The organism is Salinivibrio kushneri (assembly GCF_005280275.1).
Taxonomy (GTDB): domain Bacteria; phylum Pseudomonadota; class Gammaproteobacteria; order Enterobacterales; family Vibrionaceae; genus Salinivibrio; species Salinivibrio kushneri.
Map to the genome: position 1 here is coordinate 2141726 of NZ_CP040021.1, position 25797 is coordinate 2167522.

Sequence of the window (25797 nt, forward strand, 5' to 3'; positions counted from 1 at the left end):
CTTATCTCGCTCAACGTGTTGCCACGTGTTACTGCACCAAGTACTGGTAACTGGCTTGAATGCCCAAAGGCAATCCGAACGCCCAGTACGCCAACAAGAACAAAGTCCAACCTACCAGCATGGTAAGCGAGTACGGAATCATCATTGACGCCACGGTACCAATACCCGTGGTTTTCACGTAGCGCTGGCAATACACCACCACCAGTGGGAAGAACACCATTAATGGCGAAATAATGTTCGACACGGAATCACCCACACGATAAGCGGCTTGCGACAACTCAGGGGAAATGCCCACGACCATTAACATCGGTACGAGAATCGGCCCAATCAGCCCCCATTTCGCCGACGCGGAACCAATCAATAAGTTCACCATTGCCGTCAGCAAAATCATTCCCACAATCGTCATCTCACCTGGCAGGTTCATTGACTGCAACAGCTCCGCGCCGTTGAGCGCCAACAAAGTACCAATGTTTGATTGGGTAAATGCGGCTAAGAATTGCGCGCAGAAAAACGCCATCACCATATACGCGCCCATGGTCGCCATGGTGTCAGACATGGATTTGATCACGTCCTGGCTGGTTTTAAAGGTGCCCGCGGTTTTGCCATAAACAATGCCTGGAATAATAAACAGCACAAAAATGAGCGGCACGATTGATTGCATAATCGGTGCATCAAACGCAGTCAGCTCACCCGCCGGTGAGCGAAGCGGGGACGTTTCCGGCCACGAGGCCGCCACCAGCGCAGCGATCCCTAGTAGCATCGCCAGCCCAGCACGGTTAAAGGCTTTACCTTCAATCGCCGTAAAAGAGCCCAGATCCGGTGCCTCTTCGGCATCCTCATCAATTGGTGTGCGATTTAAGCGTGGCTCGACAATTTTCTCAGTTACAAACCAGCCCAGCGCCACGATTAAAATCGACGACAAGCCCGTAAAGTAGATGTTAGCGAGGGGATTAACTTGGTAGCTGTCATCCAACACGTGTGCGGCCGACTCGGTAAAGCCTGCCAGCAAAGGATCAATGCCAGACGGAATAAAGTTCGCGGAGAAGCCGCCGGATACCCCAGCAAAGGCGGCAGCGATACCGGCCAGAGGATGACGACCCGCCGCGTGGAAGATAATCCCGCCGAGTGGGATCACCAGCACGTAGCCAGCATCTGCGGCGGTGTGGGAGACAATCGCCACCAAAATCAGCATGGGTGTAAGCGCTTGCTTCGGCGTTATACTCAGCATTTTCTTGAGCCCGGTGGTAATAAAGCCTGACTGATCAGCCACACCTACACCAAGCATCGCCACCAAAACAATCCCCAGCGGCGCAAATCCAGTAAAGGTGTCAACCATATTGGCTAAAAAGTGGGCGAGCGCATCGCCGGTGAGCAGGTTTTTGACTTGGACAGCGTCACCGGTCAAAGGGTGGACTGAATCAAAAGAGATCTGAGAGAGAATAGCTGACAATACCCAGACGGTGATCAGCCCCCAAAAAAACAATAACGCGGGATCCGGAATGCGGTTCCCGGCCCGCTCTATCATGTTCAAAAACCGATCCATGCCGCGCGGCTGGCCAGCATCGGCTGAGTCGCTTATGTGTTGGCTCACTGTTTACTCCACTTTTCGATGTTGTGTCTTTGCTTACCTGCTGGAGCAGGTTTTAGTGACATTAAAATGACAAACTTTCGCCAGTAAAGCAAAAATCAGCATAGTTAGCCATAACAAAGCCAGTTAACCAAATGTTAAATTGTTTTGTAATTCGAAAAGCAGCACAAAAAACGGATGCTTACAGGGCGTGCTGAAATATTTAGAAACAAAAAGATCATGCTAGGTTTGGGGATTAGAGGAAGTCTGATATCGAAAACGATTTGCAGAATAGGCCCGTTTTTCACGGCAGTTAAGACGGCTCTTGCAACGCTAGCCCTGCCCAAAAGTCATTCTGCAGCTGCTCTATCCTCTCATAGCTGCAAAGATTCTGACTTTTGAACTGAGCCCTGACCAGTCCATCGATATCAGTTGCCAATGTGGTAATCCGGCTGATGGTCTCCGGATTGGTAGCAGGCTCAGACAAAATCATTTTCAAATCATATCCAAGCAAGAAGGCCCCTTGCCGCTCGGTATCATATTCTAAGTGCTCTGCCGGGATATAAGGCTCCCATAGACGATCCGCCTGAACATGCTGATACTCAAAAAGAATGGTTAAAAAGTCAGAAGCGTCTTTACTACTCTCGCTTCCCCGCTCCTGCCAGGCAATCAGTTTTAGCAAAGTCAGCCCGGCCAGTGACGCAACTTTGATAATATCGCCCTGCCCTAGGTCTATTGATAAAGCGGCATCGTAAGCTTCCTGAAATCCAGCTACCGTCATGGTGACAGCATGCTCGGGTGGCCATTGTATTTCACCTGCTTCATCGGCGATGGCACCAAAGGGAATAATATCAATTGGCAAACCACTGTCAGGATCTTTAAGCCGATGCGCTTTATTGGTTGCGATTAATCCGGTATCCAGCAAAGCCTGCTTTACACTGGCGAACGCGTCCCAATCCGGTATCAGAATGCCGGTATCAATATCCCGAGTCTGACGGCCGGGGTCACGGCCAAACACATGATACAAAACGAGATCTCTTGCCGTTGCCCCAGCAACAAAAAATGGTACGCCAGTTTGCTGAGTTGTGCGGGTGATCAGTGTCAGTACAGACTCAAACCCAGGTTTCAGGCAGTGTTTTAAGCTGTAGATATTGATCATTGATGCGTTCGGCAACCTCCTTGTTTCGGCTATCTCTACTTGCAAGTAGCTCAGCAACAGCCAGCAATGCCTTGGCATTGATATTGATATCCAGCGCCTTTCCCCAGAATGCAGGCACTACCCAAAGTCTGCCGGAAGCGTCTGGCTTTGCCTTGAGCAGCGCAAGCTTTTTTTGCAATGGTTCAAAGGTAAAGAGCTGTAACTCATAAGGCTGTAAATAGCGTGTTAGTTCATCGGCAGCGACTTCTCCCCCCCAGCAATCATTGGATGTTAAAGGGATGTCTCGCCAATCATCCGGCGCAACTAATTTTAGCCCTCCGAGCTTTGGCCTAAGCACGGTACGATAGTGTTCAATCCAGATCTGATAAAGGGTCTCTTTATCCAAAATGCGACGAGTACGACCAAGACTAACAAGCTTCTCGGCTTCTAAGTATTTAAACCCCTTACTCACCATACCTAATGAGATATTCGCCATCTCGGCTATGGTTCGAAACGGCAGATGCAACACATCTTCCTGAGCCAACAAAGCAAACAGAAGCTTCATAAAACCTAAGCCTGGTTTTGCCGGCTGTGGAATTGCAAAGTGGTTTTCAGTGAGATTTTTGCCCTCAATCCATAGATTTAACCCGTTAAAACTCACGCGAGCATTACCGGCCTCATCAATAAAATTGATCGCGTTCTTGGTGCAAAAATCGGCGAGATGAGTCGTCAGTCTGTTACACACCAACAGATTGTCTGAGCGAGCAGCGCCTAGCAATGCTGATAGGCTCTCTTTACGATGGATCCGCTTTATTTCAGTGCCAAACAAATATCGTTGGCCGTGCACTGTCAGAGTCACCTCAGCATCGGTGTAAGGCCCACCATCCGGCTCTGGAGCGAAAGTATACTCCCCTTGAATATGCGAAGGCAGATTATCCAAAGCTCGCATTAGTAGTGTCGAGTTCTCGTTCACACACAAATACCGTTCATGAATCATGAACAAATAATAGTCGTGAACATAAAATTCTGCAAGATAAGCGGAGAGCTTGAGTGAAGCAGGCACCGGTTAGCGTAACGCGCGACTGAAACTGCGTGATTACGATACACAAGTTGGCGAAGTATTAGCCAACGTGAAAGCAATGAACAAAGTCATAAGACTCGGTACGCCTGTTAGTTACTGCGTTGGCTGATACGGTGGGTTCATATTTAATCAGTGCGTTAGGCGAATAACTTGATCAACAACGCCGTTTTTAACGTTCGTCTTTAATGGTGCTTCCTTTGGCGGCTTTTTCCTTCTGCTTTGCGGTCACTGGTGATGTCTTCATTCAATACATCAAGGTAAGCGCCTCAAAGGTCTAGCTCGAAACCTAGACCTTTTCCATCAGTGGAGCTAAGCGAAAGTAGCTTTTTCTTCTAACTGTTTCTTATAACAACTTGCTCATACTCAGCGCGAAGTTGGGCATAAGACTCATATCGCAATAGACGGTTTTCGCCTAGCTCAATGATATGAGCATCCTGTTTATAGGTGGATAAGGCGTCGTTGTCCATAGCACATAAAATCACTTGATAGCCATTAGGGATGTTGTCAGTAACAACATCCATGACTTGCTCATATCGGTGCTTTGCCTGTTCTTGTTGGTTAGGAGTATCGATAACAAACGGAGCGAGTTGGCAATGGTTGGCATAATTAATCTGGCGAAGAACGGCAAGCTGGTAGGCTAGTGTACCTCGTGTCCCTTCTGCTGCACCGCCACCTAGGATTTTTCTATAATCCATCGGCGCTTTGACATCATTTAGGTTAACTCCAGTAGCCGATAACGCGTTGATGATTTCGGCTAAATTGCCCATAAATAACTCGTTCAACTCGTCCTTCTCTTTCTTCTTAACAAGCTTGCGTTGCTCTGCTTTTATGCCTTTCTGCTTGTCCTTAGCACATTGCGATTGAAGTACGTAGCTTTCTTTTTTCTGAGCAACGCTACTATTGACTTTCTTTTGGGAAATAGCATGAAGTGCTTGATCAAATATCTGTTGTTCATTACATTTATCTTCAGGAGCATCTTCTTTTAAATACTTACTATTTATTCGCTCTATTTCAGAGGTTATAAAATTCAACTCTTCTGTTAACACTGTACGTTGTCGATATTTAACCTCAAGTGCAGCTTCAATGCTATATGCTTGTTGCTCTAAGTCTTCCTTGTCAGCTAAAAGACCAGCACGAGTTAGCAAAGAGTTGTCGTGTTCAACCCCACATAAAGGGCATTCTAGAGAATCTGAGGGCACGTTTTCTACTGCGAAAGTGTAATCTTCGTCGAGCTCTCTTGCAGAAGTACTAGCAATAAGATGTTGTTGTTCTAAATCATGGATTTCATTTGCTAGCGCTGAACGTTGCTCAAAAAGCTCAGACTGGTGAGCAGAAAATACTGTTAGTTCTTTTTCAATCTCCTGCTGAATAGATTCAAATTCTTCTTGAGTAAAAGCAATATTCTGCTCTGGTGCTACCTCTTCAAGGACACTAATCGCATCTGAAATACGACTAGCTTGTTGATTAGCTTCTTTTTCTATAGCTTTTTGCGCAAACACATCCTCTTCAAGTTCAAAGTGCTCGCTAGGTAAGTAACCACAGAAGTATTTGATTAATGTTTTTTTGAAATTACTGTATTGACCGAGCCCTTCAAAGCCGTTCCATGGTTCATCCCAACTTTTCTTCTGGTCAATGTAGAATGGTAGGAAGTAAAAAGCAGGAGGAGGGCAATCAAGGCCATCCTTCCTATTTGCTAGCATTAGATCAAAACCTACTTCCTCTGCGAAGTCTTCAGCAAACTTTCCCGTTACTTTAGAGTATTTCGTTAATGTAGAACCTTTACGGCCAAAATAAACTCCATCTGCGTATCGGCTAACAATGTATTCCTGCTGATTTATTTTGAAGTACAAGATGGCCTTAACGTCATTTGATCTCCATTCTTCATCAAAGTGAGGCTCGCAACCAATGGCCCAGAATAGACTTTTTGTACTAGTGTTGATTTTCCAATACTATTGTCGCTTCCGGTAACGAGATTGAGTCTCTTCGGAAACGTGAACTGATTCGCCAGTTTTTTCGAATCGGACAGTAGAACTAGACGTTGAAATTGCAAGCCTTTCATTTTTATGTTTCCTAAGATTTCTTATCAATAACTTGTAATTACTTTTCATCGTTAAGCCTTTAATAAGCAGTAGATGACTTCTAAAAACAGTTCATCTTGGTCACTAACCTTCACAAGTAAACCGTCTTCAATGGCTTGTTTACCTAGAGCCTCAAGATAAGTAATATCGTCAGAATAATTATTTTCATCGACCTTACAGTGAGATCGTTTAAATACACTCGTAATCTCAATATCTAGCGCACTCATAAACCCAGATCTTCGTAGTGCTAGTAAAGCCAGTTTACTCTTGAAAGTGCGCTTTTTTTTTGCTTTCCAACCTAAATCTCTTGCTAAGTCGTCAAAGTCATTTTTTAATTCATCTACACTTGGATGAGTTGTATATTGAGTGATCACGTTATGTACTTCAGTAGAAGTGAGAGATTTATTGTCGATAAGTCTTGCCCAATCTCTATAGTCATACTCGACGCGGCCAATTCGTCCCATCTCATCAACGACAGAGCGATAGATGTTTACAGGGTTGCAATATGCTCCGGGGAACAGCGTATTTACGAGACGAGCAAAGTGAGACAGAACATAATCTTCCTGATTTTTTAACTGTACATCAGGGACAATAAACTGTAAGTGCTCTGGTAGAACTTCAATTCCTAGTTCATTATCAATATTTTGAGTCAAACTTGCCAAATCACTTGTGGCAATGTCTCCAACCTTGATCACGTCCAGCTTTAACCCTTTATCAAGGTTTAGGCTAAACCCGCTTGAGGAGACCAATCCAATAATTGTAATTCGGTCTTCATATTCTGTATTAATGCAAGAGCTAAGTAACTTCCCGAGAACCGAGTTCTTAAGAGTATCATTGGCTCCCTTTTGTCTGTTGGTGAGTGAAGCTAGCGTGTACTTAGCACTTTGGTTTTTTACTTGATAAAATTCAAATTGGGCTTTATCAGCATCTAAGCTATCTGCAATTACGACATCCTCATGATGCTCAATTAGTAATGCATATTCTTTCTTACTCTTGTGCTTCTCAATGATCTCGCACAACGCCCAATGAAATTGAAAATTATATTTACCAAAGGTGCTTGCCCCTGCGGATTCTCTCTGAGCTTCTGCGAGTGGATTGTCTGCCATATGACCTAAACCAACTAAAAGTGATTTTTACTTTTAAAATAAATAGTAACATAAAATATATTTATAAATCATTCTATCCCTTTGAACTAGATCATGAATTTTTAACAGCCATGATGCCAACCTTGCAACAACAAAAAATGCCAGTCAGAAACTGACTGGCATTTCATTTATTTACTAAAGGCTTATTAGCTGTTTACGGCTAGCCTTACTCCCACTCAATCGTCGCTGGGGGTTTGCCGGAGACGTCGTAAACCACGCGGGAGATACCGTCGACTTCGTTGATAATGCGGTTTGATACCTTACCCAGGAATTCGTATGGCAAGTGTGCCCAATGTGCGGTCATAAAGTCGATGGTTTCGACGGCACGTAGGGCAATGATCCAGTCGTATTTACGGCCATCGCCCATCACGCCCACCGAGCGAACAGGCAGGAATACGGCGAAGGCTTGCGAGACTTTCTCGTAAAGATCGGCATTGCGCAGCTCTTCGATAAAGATCGCATCGGCGCGACGAAGTAGATCGCAGTATTCTTTTTGAATCTCGCCTAGCACGCGCACGCCGAGGCCTGGCCCTGGAAAGGGGTGGCGATAAAGCATGTGGTACGGTAAACCTAGCTCAAGGCCAATTTTACGCACTTCATCTTTGAACAACTCTTTAAGCGGCTCAACCAGACCCATTTCCATTTCTTCCGGCAGGCCACCGACGTTGTGGTGTGATTTGATCACATGCGCTTTACCGGTTTTCGAGGCCGCTGACTCAATCACATCCGGGTAGATGGTGCCTTGTGCCAGCCACTTGGCATTTTTCATTTTGCTCGCTTGCTCATCGAATACTTCGACAAACACGCGACCAATGATTTTCCGCTTGGCTTCCGGATCCGCTTCGCCTTTAAGGGCATCGAGGAAACGGTCTTCGGCGTTAACATGAATAATATTCAAACCAAAGTGGTCACCGAACATTTCCAGTACTTGCTCACCTTCGTTAAGGCGTAGCAGGCCATTATCGACGAACACACACGTGAGCTTATCGCCAATTGCACGGTGAACCAGCATGGCGACCACAGAAGAGTCAACGCCGCCAGACAAGCCAAGGATCACCTCATCATCCCCGACTTGCTCGCGAATACGCTCAATCGCATCGTCAATAATGGTGGCTGGTGTCCACAAGCGCTCGCATTGGCAGATTTGCATCACAAACTGCTCCAACATGCGTTGGCCTTGGCGAGTATGGGTCACTTCTGGGTGGAATTGCACACCATAAAAACGCTTGTCTTCATTGGCCATGGCCGCGAAGGGGCAAGTGTCCGTCTCGGCCACTTTGACAAAATCTTCTGGAATGGCGACCACTTTATCACCATGGCTCATCCATACATCGAGGAGCGCATGCCCGTCATCGGCGATGGCATCTTCAATGCCATCAAACAACGCGCTTTGTCCAACGCGTTTTACTTGCGCGTAGCCAAATTCACGGTGATCAGAGCCGGCCACTTTACCACCAAGCTGCTCAGCCATGGTTTGCATGCCATAACAGACGCCCAACACAGGCACACCCGCGTTAAAGACATATTGCGGTGCTCGTGGCGAGTTCTCCTCTGCCACGCTCTCTGGACCACCGGATAGGATGATGCCGTTAGGGGCAAAGTCACGAATGTCTTGCTCATCGACATCCCAGCTCCAAAGCTCACAATACACACCGATCTCGCGTACACGGCGCGCAATCAATTGGGTGTACTGGGAGCCAAAATCAAGGATCAAAATACGTTGAGCATGAATGTTCTGGGTCATTATCTGGCTTTCTCAATTAAGTGGAACAAAGGGGAGCCGCGCTCCCCTCTCAAATGCATCGCGGTGGTGATGTCTTTAGCCGAGGCGATAGTTCGGCGCTTCTTTAGTAATAGTGACATCATGCGCGTGTGACTCTTTCATGCCCGCGCCAGTGACGCGAACAAACTGCGCTTGGGTGCGCATCTCTTCAATGGTGGCAGAGCCGGTGAGGCCCATGCTGGAGCGCAGGCCACCCATTTGTTGATGAATGATCTCTTTCATCATGCCTTTGTAATCAACACGTCCTTCAATGCCTTCAGGCACCAGCTTGTCTGCGGCGTTATCGCTTTGGAAGTAACGGTCAGATGAGCCTTTCGACATGGCGCCCACTGAGCCCATACCACGATAAGATTTGTAAGCACGGCCTTGGTAAAGCTCCACTTCACCCGGAGACTCTTCGGTACCAGCGAGCATTGAGCCTACCATCACACAGGATGCACCGGCCGCAATCGCTTTACACAGATCCCCAGAGAAGCGGATACCGCCATCGGCAATCACAGGAATGCCGTATTCTTGCGCTACAGCGGCTGCATCACTGATCGCCGTGATCTGCGGGACACCGACGCCAGTGACGATACGCGTGGTACAGATTGAGCCTGGGCCAATGCCAACCTTGACGGCATCCACACCGGCTTCAATCAGGGCGCGCGCCCCTTCAGCGGTGGCGACGTTGCCGCCCACAATCTGCAGGTTCGGATACGCGGCACGTGCTTCACGGATACGTTGCAACACCCCTTCAGAGTGGCCGTGTGATGAGTCAATCAGCAGCACATCCACGCCGGCTTCAACCAAGGCGGCAATACGTTCTTCATTGCCCGCACCGGCCCCGACCGCACCGCCAACACGTAAGCGACCTTGTTCGTCTTTACAGGCATTAGGCTTGCTTTCCGCTTTTTGGAAGTCTTTAGCGGTGATCATACCGGTGAGATGATGGCTTGAGTTGACCACCAAAACCTTCTCGACGCGGTGTTGTTGCATGAGCTGCTGTACCTGCTCACGCTCCGCGCCTTCTTGCACAGTGGCAAGGCGAGATTTTGGTGTCATCACGTCTTCGACGCGCTTGCTTAAGTCAGAGACAAAACGCACGTCACGGCCAGTGATGATGCCCACCAGCTCTTTTTGTGCATTGACAACAGGGTAACCGGCAAAGCCGTTACGCTCAGTCAGCGCCTTCACATCAGCAATGGTCATTTCAGGGGTCACAGTCACTGGGTTGGTGACCATGCCTGCTTCATAGATTTTGACCAAGCGTACTTGTTCAGCCTGTTGCTCGATGGTCATGTTTTTATGGATAAAGCCAAGACCACCTTCTTGCGCCAAGGCAATTGCCAAACGGGCTTCGGTCACCGTGTCCATCGCGGCGGATAGCACAGGAATGTTTAAGCTGATCGAGCGTGTCAATTTAGTACGCAGATCGGCATGGTTAGGAAGAACATTTGAGTGGGCAGGGACGAGGAGTACATCGTCAAAGGTTAGCGCTTCTTTCGCGATTCTCAGCATTGCAATATCTCACACCAAAATTTGTGAAGGGGAACAAAATATTGCCGCAGCATTATACGTGCAGCGCAAACGTTTGGCTATCGATTTTTACTAAGAATGTCCGTTTGTTGGGCAACTCAGATTTAGTCGGTTGATTTATCAACATATATCCGCGGGACTTTTTCGCAACCGATTGCTCTAGGTCTATTTGGCATACCGGAATGCGACAGGTAGTATGCTGACAAGCTTATTGAAAGGGACCGAGATCGTGACCGCTAACAACCGAAATATTCTTTCCGTCTCTCGCTTAAATGCCGAAGTGCGTCTTTGCTTGGAGAAAAACATCGGTATCGTCTGGCTCACGGGGGAAATCTCTAATTTTACCGCCGCGACATCGGGTCACTGGTATTTGTCGTTGAAAGATAACCAAAGCCAAGTCAAATGTGCGATGTTCCGTGGTAACAATCGCCGCGTGATGTTCAAACCTAAAAACGGCGATCAGGTATTGGTACGTGCACGCGTGTCTATGTACGAGCCTCGCGGCGACTATCAACTGATCTTAGAAAGCATGCAGCCCGAAGGCGATGGACGACTGCAACAGGCGTTTGAGCAACGCAAACAAGCGTTAGCCGCTGAAGGCTTATTCGCACAAAGCGCCAAACAGGCCTTGCCCGACCAACCCAAACGCGTTGGCATAATCACCTCCAAAACGGGCGCTGCCTTGCACGATATTCTAAATGTGTTGAAACGGCGCGATCCGAGTCTGCCCGTGGTTATCTATCCCACGCTGGTACAAGGACAAGAGGCGGCGGTTGCTATTGCCCAAGCCATAGGACGCGCGAATGCGCGCAACGAGTGTGATGTGCTGATTGTTGGCCGTGGTGGAGGCTCACTCGAGGATTTATGGTGCTTTAATGAAGAGATTGTCGCCCGTACTATCGCCGCCAGTCAGATCCCCATCGTCAGTGCCGTAGGCCATGAGGTCGATGTCACCATTGCCGACTTTGTTGCCGATGTGCGCGCGCCGACGCCATCAGCCGCCGCGGAATTAGTGAGCCGTGACCTCAGTTATCGCTTACAGCAATATCAGCAGCGCGAGCAAGCACTTAAAAACGCGATCGGCACCCTCTTGTATCGCCAGCAACGGGCGCTGACGCAGCACGAACACCGTTTGTCGCATCAGCACCCTCGCCGGCGGTTGCAACAGCAAAGTCAGCATATTGATGAGCTGCAACGACGAATGCACCAGGCACTCACTAAGCAGTTTTCACGGTACAGCAGCCAACTGAACACGTTAGATACTCGATTGCAGCGCATGACGCCTGACCGTCGTATTCAGCAGCATCAGGCTCAATTGGCGCAATACCATCAACGCCTCACCCACGCGATGGACTCGCACCTGTCCCATGCGCAACAGCGACTCGCGACCTTGGTCGCCACCTTAGATGCGGTCAGCCCACTTGCCACCCTTTCTCGCGGCTATTCAATTAGCCGTGATAGTGATGGACACATCGTCACTAACATCAACCAGTTGAAAGAGGGTGATACCTTACACACCCAGCTTAGCAACGGCGATGTCACCAGCGTGGTACAACAACGACACCTGCATCAATCTCCTGATTAAACTCTGCACAACAGACATCTGACCGATCAGTAAGCGATCGCGCGATCTGGGGGTTTATTCCCCCTGATCAGCTTCCTACCCTGAAAAGAATATTTATCAATACACTTCCCGAAAGCATAAGTTACATGTTCTGCATTTGGATTTATAGAAGGATAAAAATCTAAATTGTGTTTTACTACAGCCTAGATCCAGAGTAATCTAAAAGTGTGATGTAGAAAGGGGTGTCGATTTTACCACCGCTCAAAACCTGAGCGGCAGCGCAATGGACTAGGATCTAAGACAACAGATAATCGCGCCCATTAACGTGACCCAGATCACTTTTATTCGGTTACGGATCCTAACAGAGATCGGACTCGCCATGTCACGATCAAAAAAACCCAGCATCGCTGCTGGGCTTTCTATCACTTCTTATTGCGGTTTTTCACCATATCCATTAAGCGTTTACGCTGACGGGATTGAGATAATGTCAGCTTTTCTTTTTTCCCCTCATAGGGGTTTTCGCTGTTTTGGAATTGGATCTTTATTGGCGTGCCCATTATATCCAGGGTTCGCCGATAGTAATTCATCAAATAACGCTTATAAGAATCTGGTAGCTCTTTGACCAAGTTACCATGAACCACCACAATCGGTGGGTTGTAGCCGCCTGCGTGCGCATATTTGAGCTTCACCCGACGTCCACGGATCATCGGTGGTTGATGGTCATCTTGCGCCATTTTCAAAATGCGGGTGAGCATCGCGGTTCCAACACGTTTTGTCGCTGACTGATACGCCTCTTGAATCGACTCAAACAAGTGACCGACCCCGGTGCCGTGCAACGCAGAAATGAAATGCACACGGGCAAAGTCGACAAACCCTAAGCGACGATCAAGCTCTGACTTCACACGCTCTTTCACTTCACTGTCCAAGCCATCCCACTTGTTGACCGCCAAAACAATCGAGCGCCCAGCATTCAGTGCAAAACCAAGCAAGCTTAAGTCTTGGTCCGATATATTCTCGCGTGCGTCGATGACTAATAACACCACGTTGGCATCTTCAATCGCCTTGAGGGTTTGGATCACCGAGAATTTTTCTACCTTGTCGGTCACTCGTTTACGACGTCGCACCCCGGCAGTATCAATCATCACGTATTCGCGACCATCACGCTCCATGGGAATGTAAATGGAGTCACGGGTTGTGCCAGGCATGTCATAAACCACCACGCGCTCTTCACCGAGCATGCGGTTCGTCAGGGTTGATTTACCCACATTGGGGCGGCCAATAATCCCAATTTTAATCGGTAGCGATTGTAAGTATTCATACTCGCTTTCCGCCTGCTCTTCGGTTTTTACCGCGTCATCATTACTGTCGAGCGTATCGGCTTCCTCGGTCAAATCGATCACGCCTGCTTGCGCATCGTCCTCGTCAGCTGACACTTGCTCCACCAAAGGCGTCAACGCACGATTAATCAGGCCGCTAACACCTCGGCCATGCGCGGCAGCGATCTGGAACATGTTATCCATGCCTAACTGCCAAAAATCAGCCGTCGCCGTGTCTGGATCAATACCATCCACTTTGTTCACCACCAAGAAGGTAGTTTTTTCACGGGTACGAATATGTTGAGCAATATCCTGATCCGCTGGGGTCAGACCGGCTCGACCATCGACCATAAACAGCACGACATCGGCTTCTTCAATCGCCGCTAGCGACTGCTCTGCCATCTTGGTTTCTACACCTTCTTCGGTGCCGTCAATGCCGCCGGTGTCAATCACGATAAATTCGTGATCATCTAGCAATGCCTTGCCGTATTTTCGATCCCTGGTCAGTCCCGGAAAATCCGCTACTAATGCATCGCGTGTGCGGGTAAGACGGTTAAAGAGCGTCGATTTTCCCACATTCGGGCGCCCCACTAGGGCTATAACAGGAATCATGTAGACCTCTTCTTTTCATTCGCTTTATTAATAAACAAGGCTCCCGACTGTCTTGGCAGCCAGGAGCCTAAATATAGAACTGGATGGCTTCGCTTACTCGATACTCAGCTTTCTCAGTTGACCATCACGGGTGATCACAATATAGCCATCATCGGTTTGCACCGGTGCAACTGCAATCCCGTTCCCTTCTAGAGATTGTTGCGCGACAAAGTCACCCGTTTGCGGGTCAAGCCAGTGCAAGTAGCCTTGGCTGTCGCCGACCACCAGATAGCCGCCGCTTGCCGCAGGTGCGGTTAAGATACGGTAAGCTAGCTGTGTATTGCGCCACTTTTCTAGGCCGTTACGCGCATCTAACGCAACGACATTATCTTTATCATCAATAAGATAAATACTATTGCCTGCGACTAGGAAGTCTTTAGCAGAGGAAAAATCCCGCTTCCACGCTGCTTTCCCTGAGCGCAAATCAATAGAGACTAATTGGCCATTATAGCCTACTGCATACAAACGGTCGCCATTGATTACTGGGGTCGCATCCACATCCACTAAGCGGTCAATCTCGGTCGCCCCTTTTGGGGTCGAGATAGGGATCTGCCAAATTGAGCGGCCGGTTTCGATCATGGCCGCGCCTAGACGTCCATTGGCCATCCCCCAGAATACCCCGCCGGAAATAGTCACTGGCGCACTTTCACCGCGTAGGCTCAAGTTCGGCACATCATTAGCGTTATTCCACTGTGGCTCGCCCGATTCTGCATCCAGTGCCACTAACTCACCACGGCTGGTATTAACGATCACCAACCCAGCTTCCACCAAAGGCTTGGCCAGTACTTCACCATTCACGTTCTGTTGCCAAACCCGCTCGCCAGTTTCGGCATCCAGTGCGTAAACTTGACCGGTTTCACCGCCCACATACACTTTGCCGTATGAGGCGCTCAAGCCGCCAGAAAGCAACGCCAGTGTCTCGGTTTGTACCGACTGTTGCCAGACAGCGTCACCGCTTTCTAAATCAAAGGCGGCGACTAAACCTTGGCGGTCCGCCGCAAACACTTTGTCATACGCCACGGTAGGCTGGAGCGCGGAATAGTATTGGCCGACCCCGTCACCCACTTGTGCCTGCCAATGCTGGGTTGATGAAATCTCATTAGTCACTGAAGGCAGCGGCGCCATTTGCACCACATCTTCTTCACCGGCACAGCCTGCCAGTATCGCCATGGTCGTGGCCATTGCAGCCATACGCCATAATCGTTTTTTCATACCACGACCTTATTGACTCAGATTATCAAGCTTCATGTTAACGGTTGGGCTTTCCGCCGCCGCCAATGACGCTGCATACGCGTCTCGCGCTGCCTGCTTGTCGCCCTGACGAAGCAAGACGTCACCACGGATCTCTGCCACTTTCGCCGTCCAGCTTTCGGCGGTCACTTTGTCGAGTTCGTTCAATGCGGCTGAATAATTTTCCAACTCTGCCTCAACGCGCGCCAGTCGTGTGGTGACAAGTCCATACAGGGCGTCATCTTTCACGGCTTGCTGCGCTTTTTTGAGTTGCGCCTGGGCACTGTCCAGCTCTCCTTGCGCAACATGCTTTTGCGCCAGCTGTAATGCCGCCAAGGCACGATAACCTTCATGGCCTTCTAGCTCGCTCAGTGACACAGTATCACCGCTTTCAATGCCACTTAGCACCTGTTCATATTGCTGCGAGGCTTGCGCTTGGTTCGCCAGTTGCTGTGACTGGAAATAACGCCAACCATATAACGCACCCAAACCGACAACGGCACCGATTACAACGGCCTTACCATTGTCTCGCCACCACTTTTTAATGGCTTCAACCTGCTGCTCTTCTGTGGTGTAGACGTCCACGTTCTGTCCTCTTAAATCAATGCTTTTAGTGACGCGGCGATCTCATCCTGATTCAGTGTTTGTTGCTCGCCGCCTTTCAAATCTTTTAACGCCACTGTGCCGTTGGCGACTTCATCTTCGCCTAACACCAGCGCCACAGAGGCGCCGACTTTGTCCGCGCGCTTAAACTGTTTCTTAAAGCTACCACCGCCGAAGTGCGACATCACACGTAGCCCTGGCACCTGCTCGCGTAAGCGCTCCGCCAGTTTCATCCCCACAGCCATGGCTCCTTCGCCGGCTGTGACCATATACACATCCACTGCCGGGCGGACATCATCTTGGTTAAGGTTTTCCAGCATTAGAACCAGACGCTCTAAGCCCATTGCAAACCCAACAGCAGGGGTTGCCTTGCCGCCGAGTTGCTCAACCAAGCCGTCATAACGGCCACCACCGCACACCGTGCCTTGCGCACCCAAGCTATCAGTGATCCACTCAAACACGGTCCGGTTGTAGTAGTCGAGACCACGTACCAAACGGTGGTTTACTTGGTATTCGATACCTGCCGCGTCCAAGAGTTCACACAAGCGCGCAAAATGCTGTTTTGATTCGTCATCCAGGTAGTCACCGAGCTGAGGCGCATCCACTAGAATGGCTTGGATGTCTGCGTTTTTGGTATCTAGCACGCGCAATGGGTTGGTCTGCATGCGGCGCTTGCTGTCTTCATCCAACACAGATTCGTGTTGCATCAAAAAGTCCACCAGCGCTTGACGATAATTCGCACGCGCTTGTGGTGAGCCGATTGAGTTAAGCTCCAATCGCACATGTTCCGCAATGCCCAGCTCGCGCCACATACGTGCGGTCATCATGATTAACTCAGCATCCACGTCTGGGCCATTGAGGCCAAAGACTTCCACACCAAATTGGTGGAACTGGCGATAGCGGCCTTTTTGCGGACGCTCATGACGGAACATTGGTCCGATGTACCAAAGACGATGCTCTTGGTTGTACAGCAGGCCATTTTCAATCCCGGCTCGGACACAACCTGCTGTCCCTTCAGGGCGCAAAGTGAGACTGTCACCATTGCGGTCATCGAAGGTATACATTTCTTTTTCGACAACGTCTGTCACTTCACCAATGGCACGGCTAAACAAATGCGTCGCTTCCACAATAGGCATGCGAACTTCACTATAGCCGTAAGCGCTCACTACGTTTTTAATGGTAGATTCGAGCTTTTGCCATAAAGGAGATTGAGACGGGAGGCAGTCATTCATGCCTCGAATTGCTTGAATTGTTTTAGCCACGTTAACTTCCGTTACCGAAATGATATAAAAGGGGAGAAGGCCGCCTAACGGCTTAGCCTTCTTGATCGATTTGAGACACCTTGATGCGGTTGCGTTCATCCATCATCGCCGCTTTGGCGCGGATTTTGGCCTCCAGCTCATCCACCAAGTTGTCGTTATTAAAGCGCTCTTTTTGGCGTTTACCATCGAGGTAATAAGCACTGCGCTTGTTACCCCCTGCCAAGCCGAGGTGAGACGCTTCGGCTTCACCCGGGCCATTGACCACACAACCAATCACAGAGACATCCATTGGGGTCAGTATGTCTTCCACGCGCTGCTCGAGCGCATTAACCGTACCAATCACATCAAACTCTTGACGTGAACAACTCGGACAGGCAATAAAGTTCACACCGCGAGAGCGGATACGCAGTGATTTAAGAATATCGAAGCCGACTTTGATTTCTTCGACCGGATCGGCGGCGAGTGATACACGCAAGGTATCACCAATACCTTCCGCCAATAGCATCCCCAAACCAACGGATGACTTAACCGCACCAGCACGCGCGCCACCGGCCTCGGTGATACCAAGGTGAAGGGGCTGATCGATTTGCTGCGCGAGTTTGCGATAAGACTCAACCGCTAGGAAGACATCTGACGCTTTCACACTGACTTTAAATTGGTCAAAGTTAAGACGGTCAAGGATATCGACATGACGCATGGCCGATTCGACTAAAGCATCAGAGGTTGGCTCTCCGTACTTTTCTTGCAGATCGCGCTCCAGTGAGCCGCCATTGACACCAATCCGGATTGGAATGTTTTTGTCACGTGCGGCATCCACCACCGCCCGAATGCGCTCTTCTTTACCAATATTCCCTGGGTTGATACGCAAACAGTCGACACCATACTCCGCCACTTTTAATGCAATGCGGTAGTCAAAGTGGATGTCTGCGACCAAAGGGATCGAGGTTTGCGCTTTAATCTCTTTAAACGCTTCCGCCGCGTCCATGGTGGGTACCGATACCCGAACGATATCTGCCCCCACCCCTTCTAGCGCTTTGATTTGTGCCACAGTAGCGGCCACATCTGTGGTTCGCGTATTGGTCATAGATTGCACGGCAATCGGCGCGCCATCACCAATCGGCACATTGCCGACGTTGATGCGCGTTGAGGGACGGCGTTTAATGGGAGTTTCGTTGTGCATATCGACGTTCTCTGATTACTGCGGAAGGCGCAACCGAGCCACTTGACCGGTTGGGAAGCCATCAAGATCAATGTTGTCGCCATTAAAGGTGATTTTCACCACGCTGGGAGCACCCAATACCAATTGATACGGGATGTCACCCGTTAAGGTCACTTGCTCACCCTCAGATTTTATCCCGGTTGCCAGTCGTTCGCCATTGGCATCTCGCACATCTATCCAGCAATCACCACTAAAGGTCATCACTAGACGATTATTGACCGTACTGGCGGGGGCTTCATCCTCAGACGCTGCCGTTGATTGTGCCTCAGGTTCAGTTTGTGTCGTCGCCTCGTTCGTTTGCCCCGGCTCAACCGCCGAAGCTGATTCTGGCTCCGTCGACCCTGAGCGGTTCTCCTGATTAGATACCGGCTCGTTCGCGGTATCTTGTGTGTCAGTTTCTTGTAACTCCGCCCCTTGTGAGGCCGTCGAATCTGTCATCGCAGGCTCGGCCATCGCCGGTGCCTCTGCGGCAACCATCGCGCTATCTTGCTCTGATGGCGTAGTGACAAGTTCATCCGCTTGCTGGCTATCCAGCTGTGTCGGCACAGACGTCATGGCCTGCTGGTTCTGCCAATACCACACACCCGTGATCCCGACCGCAATAGCGATGATCACCCAAGACAACCACATCAGGCGGCTTTCACTTTTTTGCCGCCGTGTTTTGCGCGAGAAGCTTTGCATTTTTTGTACGGTGGCCGTACTGCTTGCTTCCATATTGCTATTACCTAAAAGCTGATCCGCGTCGATTTGCATCAGCTTGGCATAGGATCGCAAATAGCCACGTGTAAACGTGGCCAATTGATCCATGTCCGGATTGTTTTGTTCAAGATCCTCAATGACGCTGACCCGCAACCGAAGTCGGTCAGCCACATCTCGAACACTCCAGCCCATTTTCTCTCGCGCTTGCTTTAATACTTCCCCGGGCGCAGGTTGGGTATCAGATTGCGCTTGTTCTTCCGTCTGTTCAGTATTCATTCGCTAGGTACAATTGATATTCTTTGGATTCTGGAAACCGTTGCGCCAATCGCTGAGCGTCATGGGCAGCTCGCTCCGTGTAGCCTTGTTGCTGATACGCTTTCACTAGCAATAACAGTCCTGCAGGCTGAACACCAACACGTTGGTGGAGCCGCTTGATACGTGCGACGGCCTCTGCCACTTGCCCGGTATCTATTTCTAATTTGGCAAGTTGTAAACCAGCACGGACATTCAGCGGGTCGTGATCAACCGCTTTGCTAAACAAGGCTTTTGCGCGTTCTACGTGGCCAGCTTTTAGCTGACAAAACGCCGCGTTTTCATAACTGTCTGACACACGATGATAATACGGTTGTACGACTGCTTGCAAAAATGCGTCATTCGCCGCGGCAAATCGCTGTTGTTCGCACAAGAAAACACCGTAATTGTTATACACATCACCTTTTTCAGACGCTTGCGCTAACGCTTGTTGATATAAGCGATCCGCTTTGTCGTTTTCACCGACACGTTGTTGATAATACGCCATCGACAGCGAGGTGCGATAGTAGTTAGGCGCATATTGGCGCGCTTGCTGCAAGTTTTGCTGCGCTTGTTGATAGCGATCACTGTTTAGATAGCCTAATCCCAGTGCAATGCGCGCCTCTGCGGCTTGAATCTTATCAAATTTCGTCTCGCTGTGCGGCGAACCTGACGATGAACATCCAGCCAACGCCATCAGCACGCCCAATACCCAAACCGTTTTTGTCATGCCATCCCCTTATCACCCTCTCAGTTAGACGGGTCGAACAGGGATCACCTCCTGTGCGCCCAGTCGCTTCTCGGCACGCTTGGTTCGGTCGACAATGTCACCGGCAAGTTGACCACATGCTGCATCAATGTCGTCGCCCCGTGTTTTACGTACCGTCACCGTAAAGTCGTATTCCATTAAGGTTTTCATAAACCTATCAATACGAGAATTGCTCGGCTTGTTGAATGGCGATCCAGGATACGGGTTAAATGGGATCAGGTTAATCTTCGCTGGGGTGTCTTTTAATAGCTCTGCGAGTTGGCGCGCATGCTCCATGTAGTCATTGACATGATCGAGCAAAATATATTCTACCGTCACACGGCCGCGGTTGGCATTTGAGGTTTCAATATAACGGTGTACCGCATCTAAAAAGGCCTCAATATCCCAACGATCGTTAATCGGCATAATTTGGCTACGCAGCTCATCGTTCGGCGCATGCAGTGAGATGGCCAAGGCGACATCGATTTTGCCAATCATTTGCTCCAAGCCAGAGACCACGCCCGATGTCGACACGGTGACTCGGCGCTTAGATAAGCCATAAGCATTGTCGTCGAGCATCAAATTCAGAGAAGGGAGAAGGTTTTTCATGTTGAGCAGCGGCTCTCCCATGCCCATCATCACCACGTTGGTGATCGGACGACGACCCGTCTCTTTCTCAATGCCAATCTCTTTTGACGCACGCCATACCTGTCCGATGATCTCAGACACACGCAAGTTGCGGTTAAAACCTTGCGCCCCGGTTGAGCAGAACTTGCAATCAAGCGCACAGCCTACCTGAGAGGAGACACACAGAGTCGCGCGGTCATCTTCGGGGATATACACGGTTTCCACGTCTTGACCGCCCACACGCATTGCCCATTTGATGGTGCCATCTTGAGAGTAATGCGCTTCACTGACTGCTGGGGCTTTAATTTCTGCCACCCGCTTGAGCTTCTCACGCAACTTCTTGTTGATGTTGTTCATTTCATCGAAGTCGTCGCAACCAAAGTGATACATCCACTTCATGACTTGGTCAGCACGGAAGGCTTTTTCGCCGAGCTCATCAGCGAAGTAGGCACGCAATCCTTGCCTGTCAAAATCAAGCAGATTAACTTTCTCTGTCGTCATTGGGGGTTGCCTCGTAAGAACTAGCTAGGTGGTAAGACTGAATCATCGCCTCACGCGTGCCGATACCTGACCTTGATCATAGCCAATATATCACCTCGGGACGCGCTTAAGGCGCGAAATTGTACAGGCTTTAGATCACAGTTTCCACTCTCTAACCGCGGGGTTATTCAATGTGGTCGTCTGATATCGATAGGCAGAAAAAAAGAGGCTAATGCCTCTTTTGGAAGATTAAATAGCAGGTGCTTGATTTAGCAGCGAGGATGAATTTCATCCGCGGTGAAAAAGTACGCAATTTCGCGCTCTGCCGAGGCTGGGCTATCAGAACCATGCACCGAGTTGTATTGCATGCTTTCCGCATAGTCAGCACGCAAGGTGCCGCAAGCTGCTTCTTCTGGGTTGGTTTTTCCCATCAATTCACGGTAGCGGCTGATCGCGTGCTCGCCTTCGAGTACTTGCACCATGATAGGGCCTGATGTCATGAACCCAACCAGGGACTCAAAGAAAGGCTTCCCTTGATGTTCGGCATAAAATCCTTCTGCCTGCTCTTTGCTAAGATGGAGCATTTTCGCCGCCACGATACGCAAACCTGCACTTTCGATACGCTGATAAAGCGTGCCAATCAAATTACGCTCTACGGCATCAGGTTTAACGATAGAAAAAGTGCGTTCAATGGTCATTCGCTTGTCCTTTCACTGTCTGAATCTCGCCCGCTAGGGGCAACAACGCGCCTACCCTAGCAAATTTCGTCCTCTGTCCCTATGACCAATCGGGTGAAGCGTTAACTCACACAAAATTTTGTTAACCTTTCACCCGACGTGTCGAAGGTTTATTTCGCTTGGTCGAGCAATACACGCGCCAAGGTTTTCACGCCCATGCCAGTCGCACCAACAGCCCACTTGTCGTTGGCCGCTTTACGATAGGTGCCCGAGCAATCAACGTGCATCCATCCTTTTTGGTAGTCTTCTACAAAATAGGAAAGGAATGCTGCTGCGGTGCTCGCACCCGGCATATACGCCCCCATTGACGCATTGGCGATATCGGCAAACGAAGAAGGAAGTAGCTGACGGTGGAACTCCGCCAGTGGCAATGGCCACATGCCCTCGCCTTCTTTTTGCGCCGCATCAAGCGTGCGATGGGCGAGCTCATCATCAAAACTAAACAGGGCGTGGTAATCGTTACCCAGTGCCGCTTTTGCCGATCCGGTGAGCGTGGCGCAATCAATCAGCAGTTCAGGTTTTTGCTCGCTGGCATACATCAAGCCATCAGCGAGTACCAAGCGCCCTTCCGCATCGGTATTGAGCACTTCAACCGTCACACCATTTTTGTAAGTAATGATATCGCCCAGTTTGTAAGCGCTGCTTGAGATCATATTCTCGGCACAGCAAAGTACCAATTTAACGCGCTTATTCAACCCTTTGGCAATTGCCATTGCCAGTGCTCCGGTCGCCGTCGCTGAACCGCCCATGTCTGCTTTCATGGTGGTCATAAAGTCAGAGCCTTTAATGCTGTAGCCGCCAGAATCAAAGGTGATCCCTTTACCCACCAAACACGCATACACAGGCGCGTCCGGATCCCCTGTCGGGTTATAGTCAAGTTGTAACATGGTTGGCTTGCGCGCGGAGCCACGACCGACGGTATAAATGCCATTCCAGCCTTTTTCTAACAGGTCGGTACCGGAAATGATTTTATAAGTGACCTGATCGGGTGCCATGGATTTCACAAATTCCCCTGCACGTGCCACCAGCTGATGCGGGCCGACTTCTTCTGCGGTTTGGTTGATGATATCGCGCACCCAGTCACCTACGGTTTGTCGAAGCTCGAACTCTTGCGTATCGTCCTCGTTCAACACGGTCTGCGTAAAGGCGACCTTATTCTTGGGCCCGCGAAGCCCTTGGTAAAATGCCCACACTAATTCAAGATCCCAATGCTCCCCGGTCAAGGTCAGAGCCGGGACGCCTTGCCCTTCAAGCTTGCGCGCCGCTTGTTGTACCTTGTCTCGCTGATTGGCATCGTTGGAGGCATGGATCACCGCTTTGTCGGTGTCAAAAGAGACCAGCGCATTATCGCCCCACTGTGGCGCCGCCGGTTGATGCGACAGAATAACCTTTAATGTATCTGACATGTTGCACTCCTTGTACTGTCTCGCTGCTTTTGCTGTACAGCGTGTCTCACTGAGCCCTCAGGCAAACGCCTGGACGCCTCAGCAATATGAAAAAAGCGAGCCTATTGGCCCGCTTTGAATGTATGTTTTATTGGCCACGGGTACTGTGCCGAGCCGGTGACGATAACACAAGCATCATCAATCACTCACGAGAGCTAGCCCTCAGTCTCGCTCATCCATCCAGCACATAATGATCGCCTCGAGGATGCGTTCATTGGAACGCTCAGGATCATCATCAAAATCATCCAACTCGGTGATCCACTGATGTAAATCGGTAAAGCGAACCGTTGTCGGATCGACATCTGGGTAGGCGTCACAAAGCTCAATAGCAATATCGAGTGAGTCTGTCCATTTTAAGCTCATCTTGCTTCTCCGTCCGTTGCAGCGTTAGATTAATGATTTTCGGCTGCGTGATTCAAGGTATAGCGCGGGATCTCTACCACCAGATCTTCGTCGGTAATTTTGGCTTGGCAACCCAAGCGTGACTCCGGCTCAAGCCCCCATGCTTTATCGAGCATGTCATCTTCAAGCTCATCGCTTTCATCCAACGAGTCAAACCCCTCACGGATCACCACATGGCAGGTGGTACACGCGCAAGACTTTTCACACGCGTGCTCAATGCCAATGCCATTTTTCAACGCCACATCGAGGACAGTTTCCCCTTCTTTCCCTTCCAGTTCCGCACCTTCTGGGCATAGCTCGTGGTGCGGCAGAACAATAATCTTAGGCATGATTACACCTCATCAATGGATTGGCCGGCCAACGCATTGCGAATCGATTGATCCATGCGGCGTGCCGCAAAAGTCTGGCTGGCTTTGTCTAATGCTTTGATCCCAGCTTCAATGGCGGCGCTATCATCACCATTGCGCAAGGCAATCAAAGCTTCTATTTCTTTCACCAACGCTTGCTGCTCGTCAGCATTGAGCAGGTTATCCCCGTCTTGCTGCATAGCAACCAACAAGCCTTCGATCACACGATCGGCTTCCACACGCTGCTCCGCCAAATAGCGGGCATCTTTATCTTCTTCCGCGTGGGTGAATGACGATTTGATCATGGTGGCAATCTCATCATCACTCAAACCATAAGAAGGCTTCACTTGGATAGACGCTTCCACTTCGGTGGACTTTTCCATCGCCGTGACGGACAACAAACCATCAGCGTCCACTTGATAGGTGACGCGAACATGGGCCGCCCCCGCCGTCATTGGTGGGATGCCTTTGAGACTAAATTGTGCCAGTGAACGACAATCGTCCACCATTTCACGCTCGCCTTGTACCACATGCACTTTCATGCCGGTTTGGCCATCTTTAAACGTGGTGAATTCTTGGGCTTTTGCCACAGGAATGGTGGTGTTGCGAGGGATAATTTTCTCCACCAAACCGCCCATGGTTTCAATACCAAGAGAAAGCGGGATCACATCCAACAACAACATGTCAGAGTCTGGCTTGTTACCCACCAAAATATCGGCTTGCGTCGCGGCGCCAACGGCCACCACTTTATCGGGATCGATGCTGGTCAAAGGTTCACGACCGAAAAACGAGCCAACCTGTTCACGTACAGCGGGCACTCGAGTCGAGCCGCCTACCATCACCACTTCCAACACCTCATCAGCACTGACACCAGCATCTTTTAATGCACGGCGACATGACATCAGGGTTTTCTTGATAAGTGGGGCAACCAATTGATCGAACGTTTCACGGCTCAGCTCGCCTTGCCAGCCCAGCACATCGATGGACGCGCTGTCAGCAGAAGAAAGGGCAATTTTCGCCTGCGTCGCCGCGTGCAGCACGGTGCGGCGCTGATCGCCACTGAGGGTGTCAAACCCGGCTTGCTCACAAATCCATTGCTCGAGCAGATGATCAAAATCATCACCGCCCAACGCGGAATCACCACCGGTCGCCATCACCTCAAACACGCCCTGAGACAGACGTAGAATCGAGATATCAAAGGTGCCGCCGCCCAAATCATAGACCGCAATCACCCCTTCTTGGCCTGAATCAAGACCATACGCAATCGCCGCAGCGGTAGGCTCGTTAAGCAAACGCAGCACGTTGAGGCCTGCCAGCTTCGCCGCATCTTTAGTCCCCGCACGTTGTGCGTCATCAAAATAGGCGGGTACGGTGATCACCACACCTTCAAGCGCGTCGCCCAAACTTTTTTCCGCACGTTCGCGCACAGTGCGTAAGATATCGGACGAGCCTTGCACCGGATTAATCGCGCCACGACGGGTTTCCACTTGTGGCAAGCCATTTTCGGTTTGTGAAAACTGATAAGGAAGTTGCGGATAACGCGCTTGCACATCGTCTAATGAACGTCCCATCATGCGTTTGACAGACACCAATGTATTGGCGCTATCCGTTTGCACATACGGGAGGGCATCATAGCCTACGGAAATGGCATCATCACCATAATGGACCACAGAAGGGATCAGTGGCCGATCTTGCTCGTCGTTCAAGGTGGTTGCGGTACCGCTTCGTACCGTGGCCACCAAGGTGTTGGTGGTACCCAAATCGATGCCGACCGCGTGTTTGTGCTCATGCGGCGCGGCACTTTGACCGGGCTCTGAAATTTGTAACAGTGCCATGTCTAATCCTTAAACTTTACTGCGTTGACAG

Annotated in this window: 21 protein-coding genes and 1 pseudogene; 2 read left to right on the forward strand and 20 right to left on the reverse strand. The window is 49.9% G+C overall.

Features of this window, described 5'->3' with window-relative positions:
- Positions 1 to 28: 28 nt before the first annotated feature.
- From FCN78_RS10020 to FCN78_RS10030, 3 genes are all read right to left on the reverse strand, one after another.
- Complete coding sequence (locus FCN78_RS10020) at positions 29 to 1543, reverse strand: AbgT family transporter (protein ID WP_077484886.1); 1515 nt, start codon at positions 1541 to 1543, stop codon at positions 29 to 31.
- Positions 1544 to 1880: 337 nt separating this feature from the next.
- Positions 1881 to 2726 (reverse strand): hypothetical protein, encoded by an 846-nt coding sequence (locus tag FCN78_RS10025; RefSeq protein WP_077659367.1) that lies wholly within the window; start codon positions 2724 to 2726, stop codon positions 1881 to 1883.
- On the reverse strand, positions 2680 to 3768 hold the full coding sequence (locus tag FCN78_RS10030) for a type IV toxin-antitoxin system AbiEi family antitoxin (RefSeq protein ID WP_205912064.1): 1089 nt from the start codon (positions 3766 to 3768) through the stop codon (positions 2680 to 2682). Before FCN78_RS10030 ends, FCN78_RS10025 begins: the two co-directional genes overlap by 47 nt.
- Before the next feature lie 16 nt (positions 3769 to 3784).
- Between FCN78_RS10030 and FCN78_RS10035 the strand changes: the two are divergent.
- Positions 3785 to 3895: pseudogene (locus tag FCN78_RS10035) on the forward strand (IS5/IS1182 family transposase); the annotation flags it as partial.
- A gap of 223 nt (positions 3896 to 4118) precedes the next feature.
- Here FCN78_RS10035 and FCN78_RS10040 read toward each other — a convergent pair.
- The 4 genes from FCN78_RS10040 to guaB form a co-directional block, all read right to left on the reverse strand.
- Complete coding sequence (locus tag FCN78_RS10040; protein ID WP_235607577.1) at positions 4119 to 5636, reverse strand: hypothetical protein; 1518 nt, start codon at positions 5634 to 5636, stop codon at positions 4119 to 4121.
- Positions 5637 to 5896: 260 nt separating this feature from the next.
- Positions 5897 to 6970: a DUF4297 domain-containing protein gene (locus tag FCN78_RS10045; RefSeq protein WP_077659368.1), complete on the reverse strand. Its 1074-nt coding sequence runs from the start codon at positions 6968 to 6970 to the stop codon at positions 5897 to 5899.
- Positions 6971 to 7175: 205 nt separating this feature from the next.
- Positions 7176 to 8753 carry a glutamine-hydrolyzing GMP synthase gene (guaA, locus tag FCN78_RS10050; RefSeq protein WP_077659369.1) on the reverse strand — a complete coding sequence of 526 codons (1578 nt, stop codon included), beginning with the start codon at positions 8751 to 8753 and terminating at the stop codon, positions 7176 to 7178.
- A 75-nt stretch (positions 8754 to 8828) separates the two neighbouring features.
- The gene (gene guaB / locus FCN78_RS10055; protein WP_069363240.1) at positions 8829 to 10292 is read right to left on the reverse strand and encodes an IMP dehydrogenase; all 1464 of its coding nucleotides are present in this window, start codon (positions 10290 to 10292) and stop codon (positions 8829 to 8831) included.
- A 214-nt stretch (positions 10293 to 10506) separates the two neighbouring features.
- On the opposite strand from guaB, the gene xseA reads away from it, so the two are divergent.
- The gene (gene xseA, locus FCN78_RS10060) at positions 10507 to 11895 is read left to right on the forward strand and encodes an exodeoxyribonuclease VII large subunit (protein WP_106407188.1); all 1389 of its coding nucleotides are present in this window, start codon (positions 10507 to 10509) and stop codon (positions 11893 to 11895) included.
- A 401-nt stretch (positions 11896 to 12296) separates the two neighbouring features.
- Here xseA and der read toward each other — a convergent pair whose 3' ends face one another.
- From der to hscA, 13 genes are all read right to left on the reverse strand, one after another.
- Positions 12297 to 13802, reverse strand: a complete 1506-nt coding sequence (gene der / locus FCN78_RS10065) for a ribosome biogenesis GTPase Der (protein ID WP_077659370.1) — start codon at positions 13800 to 13802, stop codon at positions 12297 to 12299.
- A 93-nt stretch (positions 13803 to 13895) separates the two neighbouring features.
- Positions 13896 to 15053, reverse strand: a complete 1158-nt coding sequence (gene bamB / locus FCN78_RS10070) for an outer membrane protein assembly factor BamB (RefSeq protein WP_077659371.1) — start codon at positions 15051 to 15053, stop codon at positions 13896 to 13898.
- A gap of 9 nt (positions 15054 to 15062) precedes the next feature.
- Positions 15063 to 15656, reverse strand: a complete 594-nt coding sequence (locus FCN78_RS10075) for a YfgM family protein (RefSeq protein WP_077484573.1) — start codon at positions 15654 to 15656, stop codon at positions 15063 to 15065.
- Positions 15657 to 15667: 11 nt separating this feature from the next.
- Entirely contained in the window at positions 15668 to 16936 is a 1269-nt protein-coding gene (hisS, locus tag FCN78_RS10080; RefSeq protein ID WP_069363244.1) for a histidine--tRNA ligase, read from the reverse strand.
- 52 nt (positions 16937 to 16988) lie between these two features.
- The gene (gene ispG, locus FCN78_RS10085; RefSeq protein ID WP_069363245.1) at positions 16989 to 18116 is read right to left on the reverse strand and encodes a flavodoxin-dependent (E)-4-hydroxy-3-methylbut-2-enyl-diphosphate synthase; all 1128 of its coding nucleotides are present in this window, start codon (positions 18114 to 18116) and stop codon (positions 16989 to 16991) included.
- A 15-nt stretch (positions 18117 to 18131) separates the two neighbouring features.
- The gene (rodZ, locus tag FCN78_RS10090) at positions 18132 to 19130 is read right to left on the reverse strand and encodes a cytoskeleton protein RodZ (protein ID WP_077659372.1); all 999 of its coding nucleotides are present in this window, start codon (positions 19128 to 19130) and stop codon (positions 18132 to 18134) included.
- A complete protein-coding gene (gene pilW / locus FCN78_RS10095) occupies positions 19120 to 19875 on the reverse strand; it encodes a type IV pilus biogenesis/stability protein PilW (RefSeq protein WP_069363247.1) in 756 nt (251 codons plus the stop codon). The genes rodZ and pilW overlap by 11 nt, the downstream gene beginning before the upstream one ends.
- A 24-nt stretch (positions 19876 to 19899) precedes the next feature.
- Positions 19900 to 21021, reverse strand: a complete 1122-nt coding sequence (rlmN, locus tag FCN78_RS10100) for a dual-specificity RNA methyltransferase RlmN (protein ID WP_077600236.1) — start codon at positions 21019 to 21021, stop codon at positions 19900 to 19902.
- Positions 21022 to 21269: 248 nt separating this feature from the next.
- Positions 21270 to 21698: a nucleoside-diphosphate kinase gene (gene ndk, locus FCN78_RS10105; RefSeq protein ID WP_069363249.1), complete on the reverse strand. Its 429-nt coding sequence runs from the start codon at positions 21696 to 21698 to the stop codon at positions 21270 to 21272.
- A 149-nt stretch (positions 21699 to 21847) separates the two neighbouring features.
- Positions 21848 to 23143 carry an aminopeptidase PepB gene (gene pepB / locus FCN78_RS10110; RefSeq protein WP_077484564.1) on the reverse strand — a complete coding sequence of 432 codons (1296 nt, stop codon included), beginning with the start codon at positions 23141 to 23143 and terminating at the stop codon, positions 21848 to 21850.
- A 201-nt stretch (positions 23144 to 23344) separates the two neighbouring features.
- Positions 23345 to 23545, reverse strand: coding sequence for a Fe-S cluster assembly protein IscX (gene iscX, locus FCN78_RS10115; RefSeq protein WP_046075004.1), 201 nt, complete (start codon positions 23543 to 23545; stop codon positions 23345 to 23347).
- 29 nt (positions 23546 to 23574) lie between these two features.
- Complete coding sequence (fdx, locus tag FCN78_RS10120) at positions 23575 to 23913, reverse strand: ISC system 2Fe-2S type ferredoxin (RefSeq protein WP_069363251.1); 339 nt, start codon at positions 23911 to 23913, stop codon at positions 23575 to 23577.
- A 2-nt stretch (positions 23914 to 23915) separates the two neighbouring features.
- Complete coding sequence (gene hscA, locus FCN78_RS10125) at positions 23916 to 25766, reverse strand: Fe-S protein assembly chaperone HscA (RefSeq protein WP_069363252.1); 1851 nt, start codon at positions 25764 to 25766, stop codon at positions 23916 to 23918.
- Positions 25767 to 25797: the final 31 nt, after the last annotated feature.

Excerpts from the sequence above, each read along its gene's own strand:
- rodZ (WP_077659372.1), bottom strand. The coding sequence starts at position 19,130 with ATGAATACTGAACAGACGGAAGAACAAGCGCAATCTGATACCCAACCT.
- iscX (WP_046075004.1), bottom strand. The coding sequence starts at position 23,545 with ATGAGCTTAAAATGGACAGACTCACTCGATATTGCTATTGAGCTTTGT.
- pilW (WP_069363247.1), bottom strand. The coding sequence starts at position 19,875 with ATGACAAAAACGGTTTGGGTATTGGGCGTGCTGATGGCGTTGGCTGGA.
- bamB (WP_077659371.1), bottom strand. The coding sequence starts at position 15,053 with ATGAAAAAACGATTATGGCGTATGGCTGCAATGGCCACGACCATGGCG.
- guaB (WP_069363240.1), bottom strand. The coding sequence starts at position 10,292 with ATGCTGAGAATCGCGAAAGAAGCGCTAACCTTTGACGATGTACTCCTC.
- FCN78_RS10045 (WP_077659368.1), bottom strand. The coding sequence starts at position 6,970 with ATGGCAGACAATCCACTCGCAGAAGCTCAGAGAGAATCCGCAGGGGCA.
- xseA (WP_106407188.1), top strand. The coding sequence starts at position 10,507 with ATGCTGACAAGCTTATTGAAAGGGACCGAGATCGTGACCGCTAACAAC.
- guaA (WP_077659369.1), bottom strand. The coding sequence starts at position 8,753 with ATGACCCAGAACATTCATGCTCAACGTATTTTGATCCTTGATTTTGGC.
- ndk (WP_069363249.1), bottom strand. The coding sequence starts at position 21,698 with ATGACCATTGAACGCACTTTTTCTATCGTTAAACCTGATGCCGTAGAG.
- der (WP_077659370.1), bottom strand. The coding sequence starts at position 13,802 with ATGATTCCTGTTATAGCCCTAGTGGGGCGCCCGAATGTGGGAAAATCG.
- fdx (WP_069363251.1), bottom strand. The coding sequence starts at position 23,913 with ATGCCTAAGATTATTGTTCTGCCGCACCACGAGCTATGCCCAGAAGGT.
- ispG (WP_069363245.1), bottom strand. The coding sequence starts at position 18,116 with ATGCACAACGAAACTCCCATTAAACGCCGTCCCTCAACGCGCATCAAC.
- rlmN (WP_077600236.1), bottom strand. The coding sequence starts at position 21,021 with ATGACGACAGAGAAAGTTAATCTGCTTGATTTTGACAGGCAAGGATTG.
- hscA (WP_069363252.1), bottom strand. The coding sequence starts at position 25,766 with ATGGCACTGTTACAAATTTCAGAGCCCGGTCAAAGTGCCGCGCCGCAT.
- FCN78_RS10025 (WP_077659367.1), bottom strand. The coding sequence starts at position 2,726 with ATGATCAATATCTACAGCTTAAAACACTGCCTGAAACCTGGGTTTGAG.
- pepB (WP_077484564.1), bottom strand. The coding sequence starts at position 23,143 with ATGTCAGATACATTAAAGGTTATTCTGTCGCATCAACCGGCGGCGCCA.
- FCN78_RS10020 (WP_077484886.1), bottom strand. The coding sequence starts at position 1,543 with ATGGATCGGTTTTTGAACATGATAGAGCGGGCCGGGAACCGCATTCCG.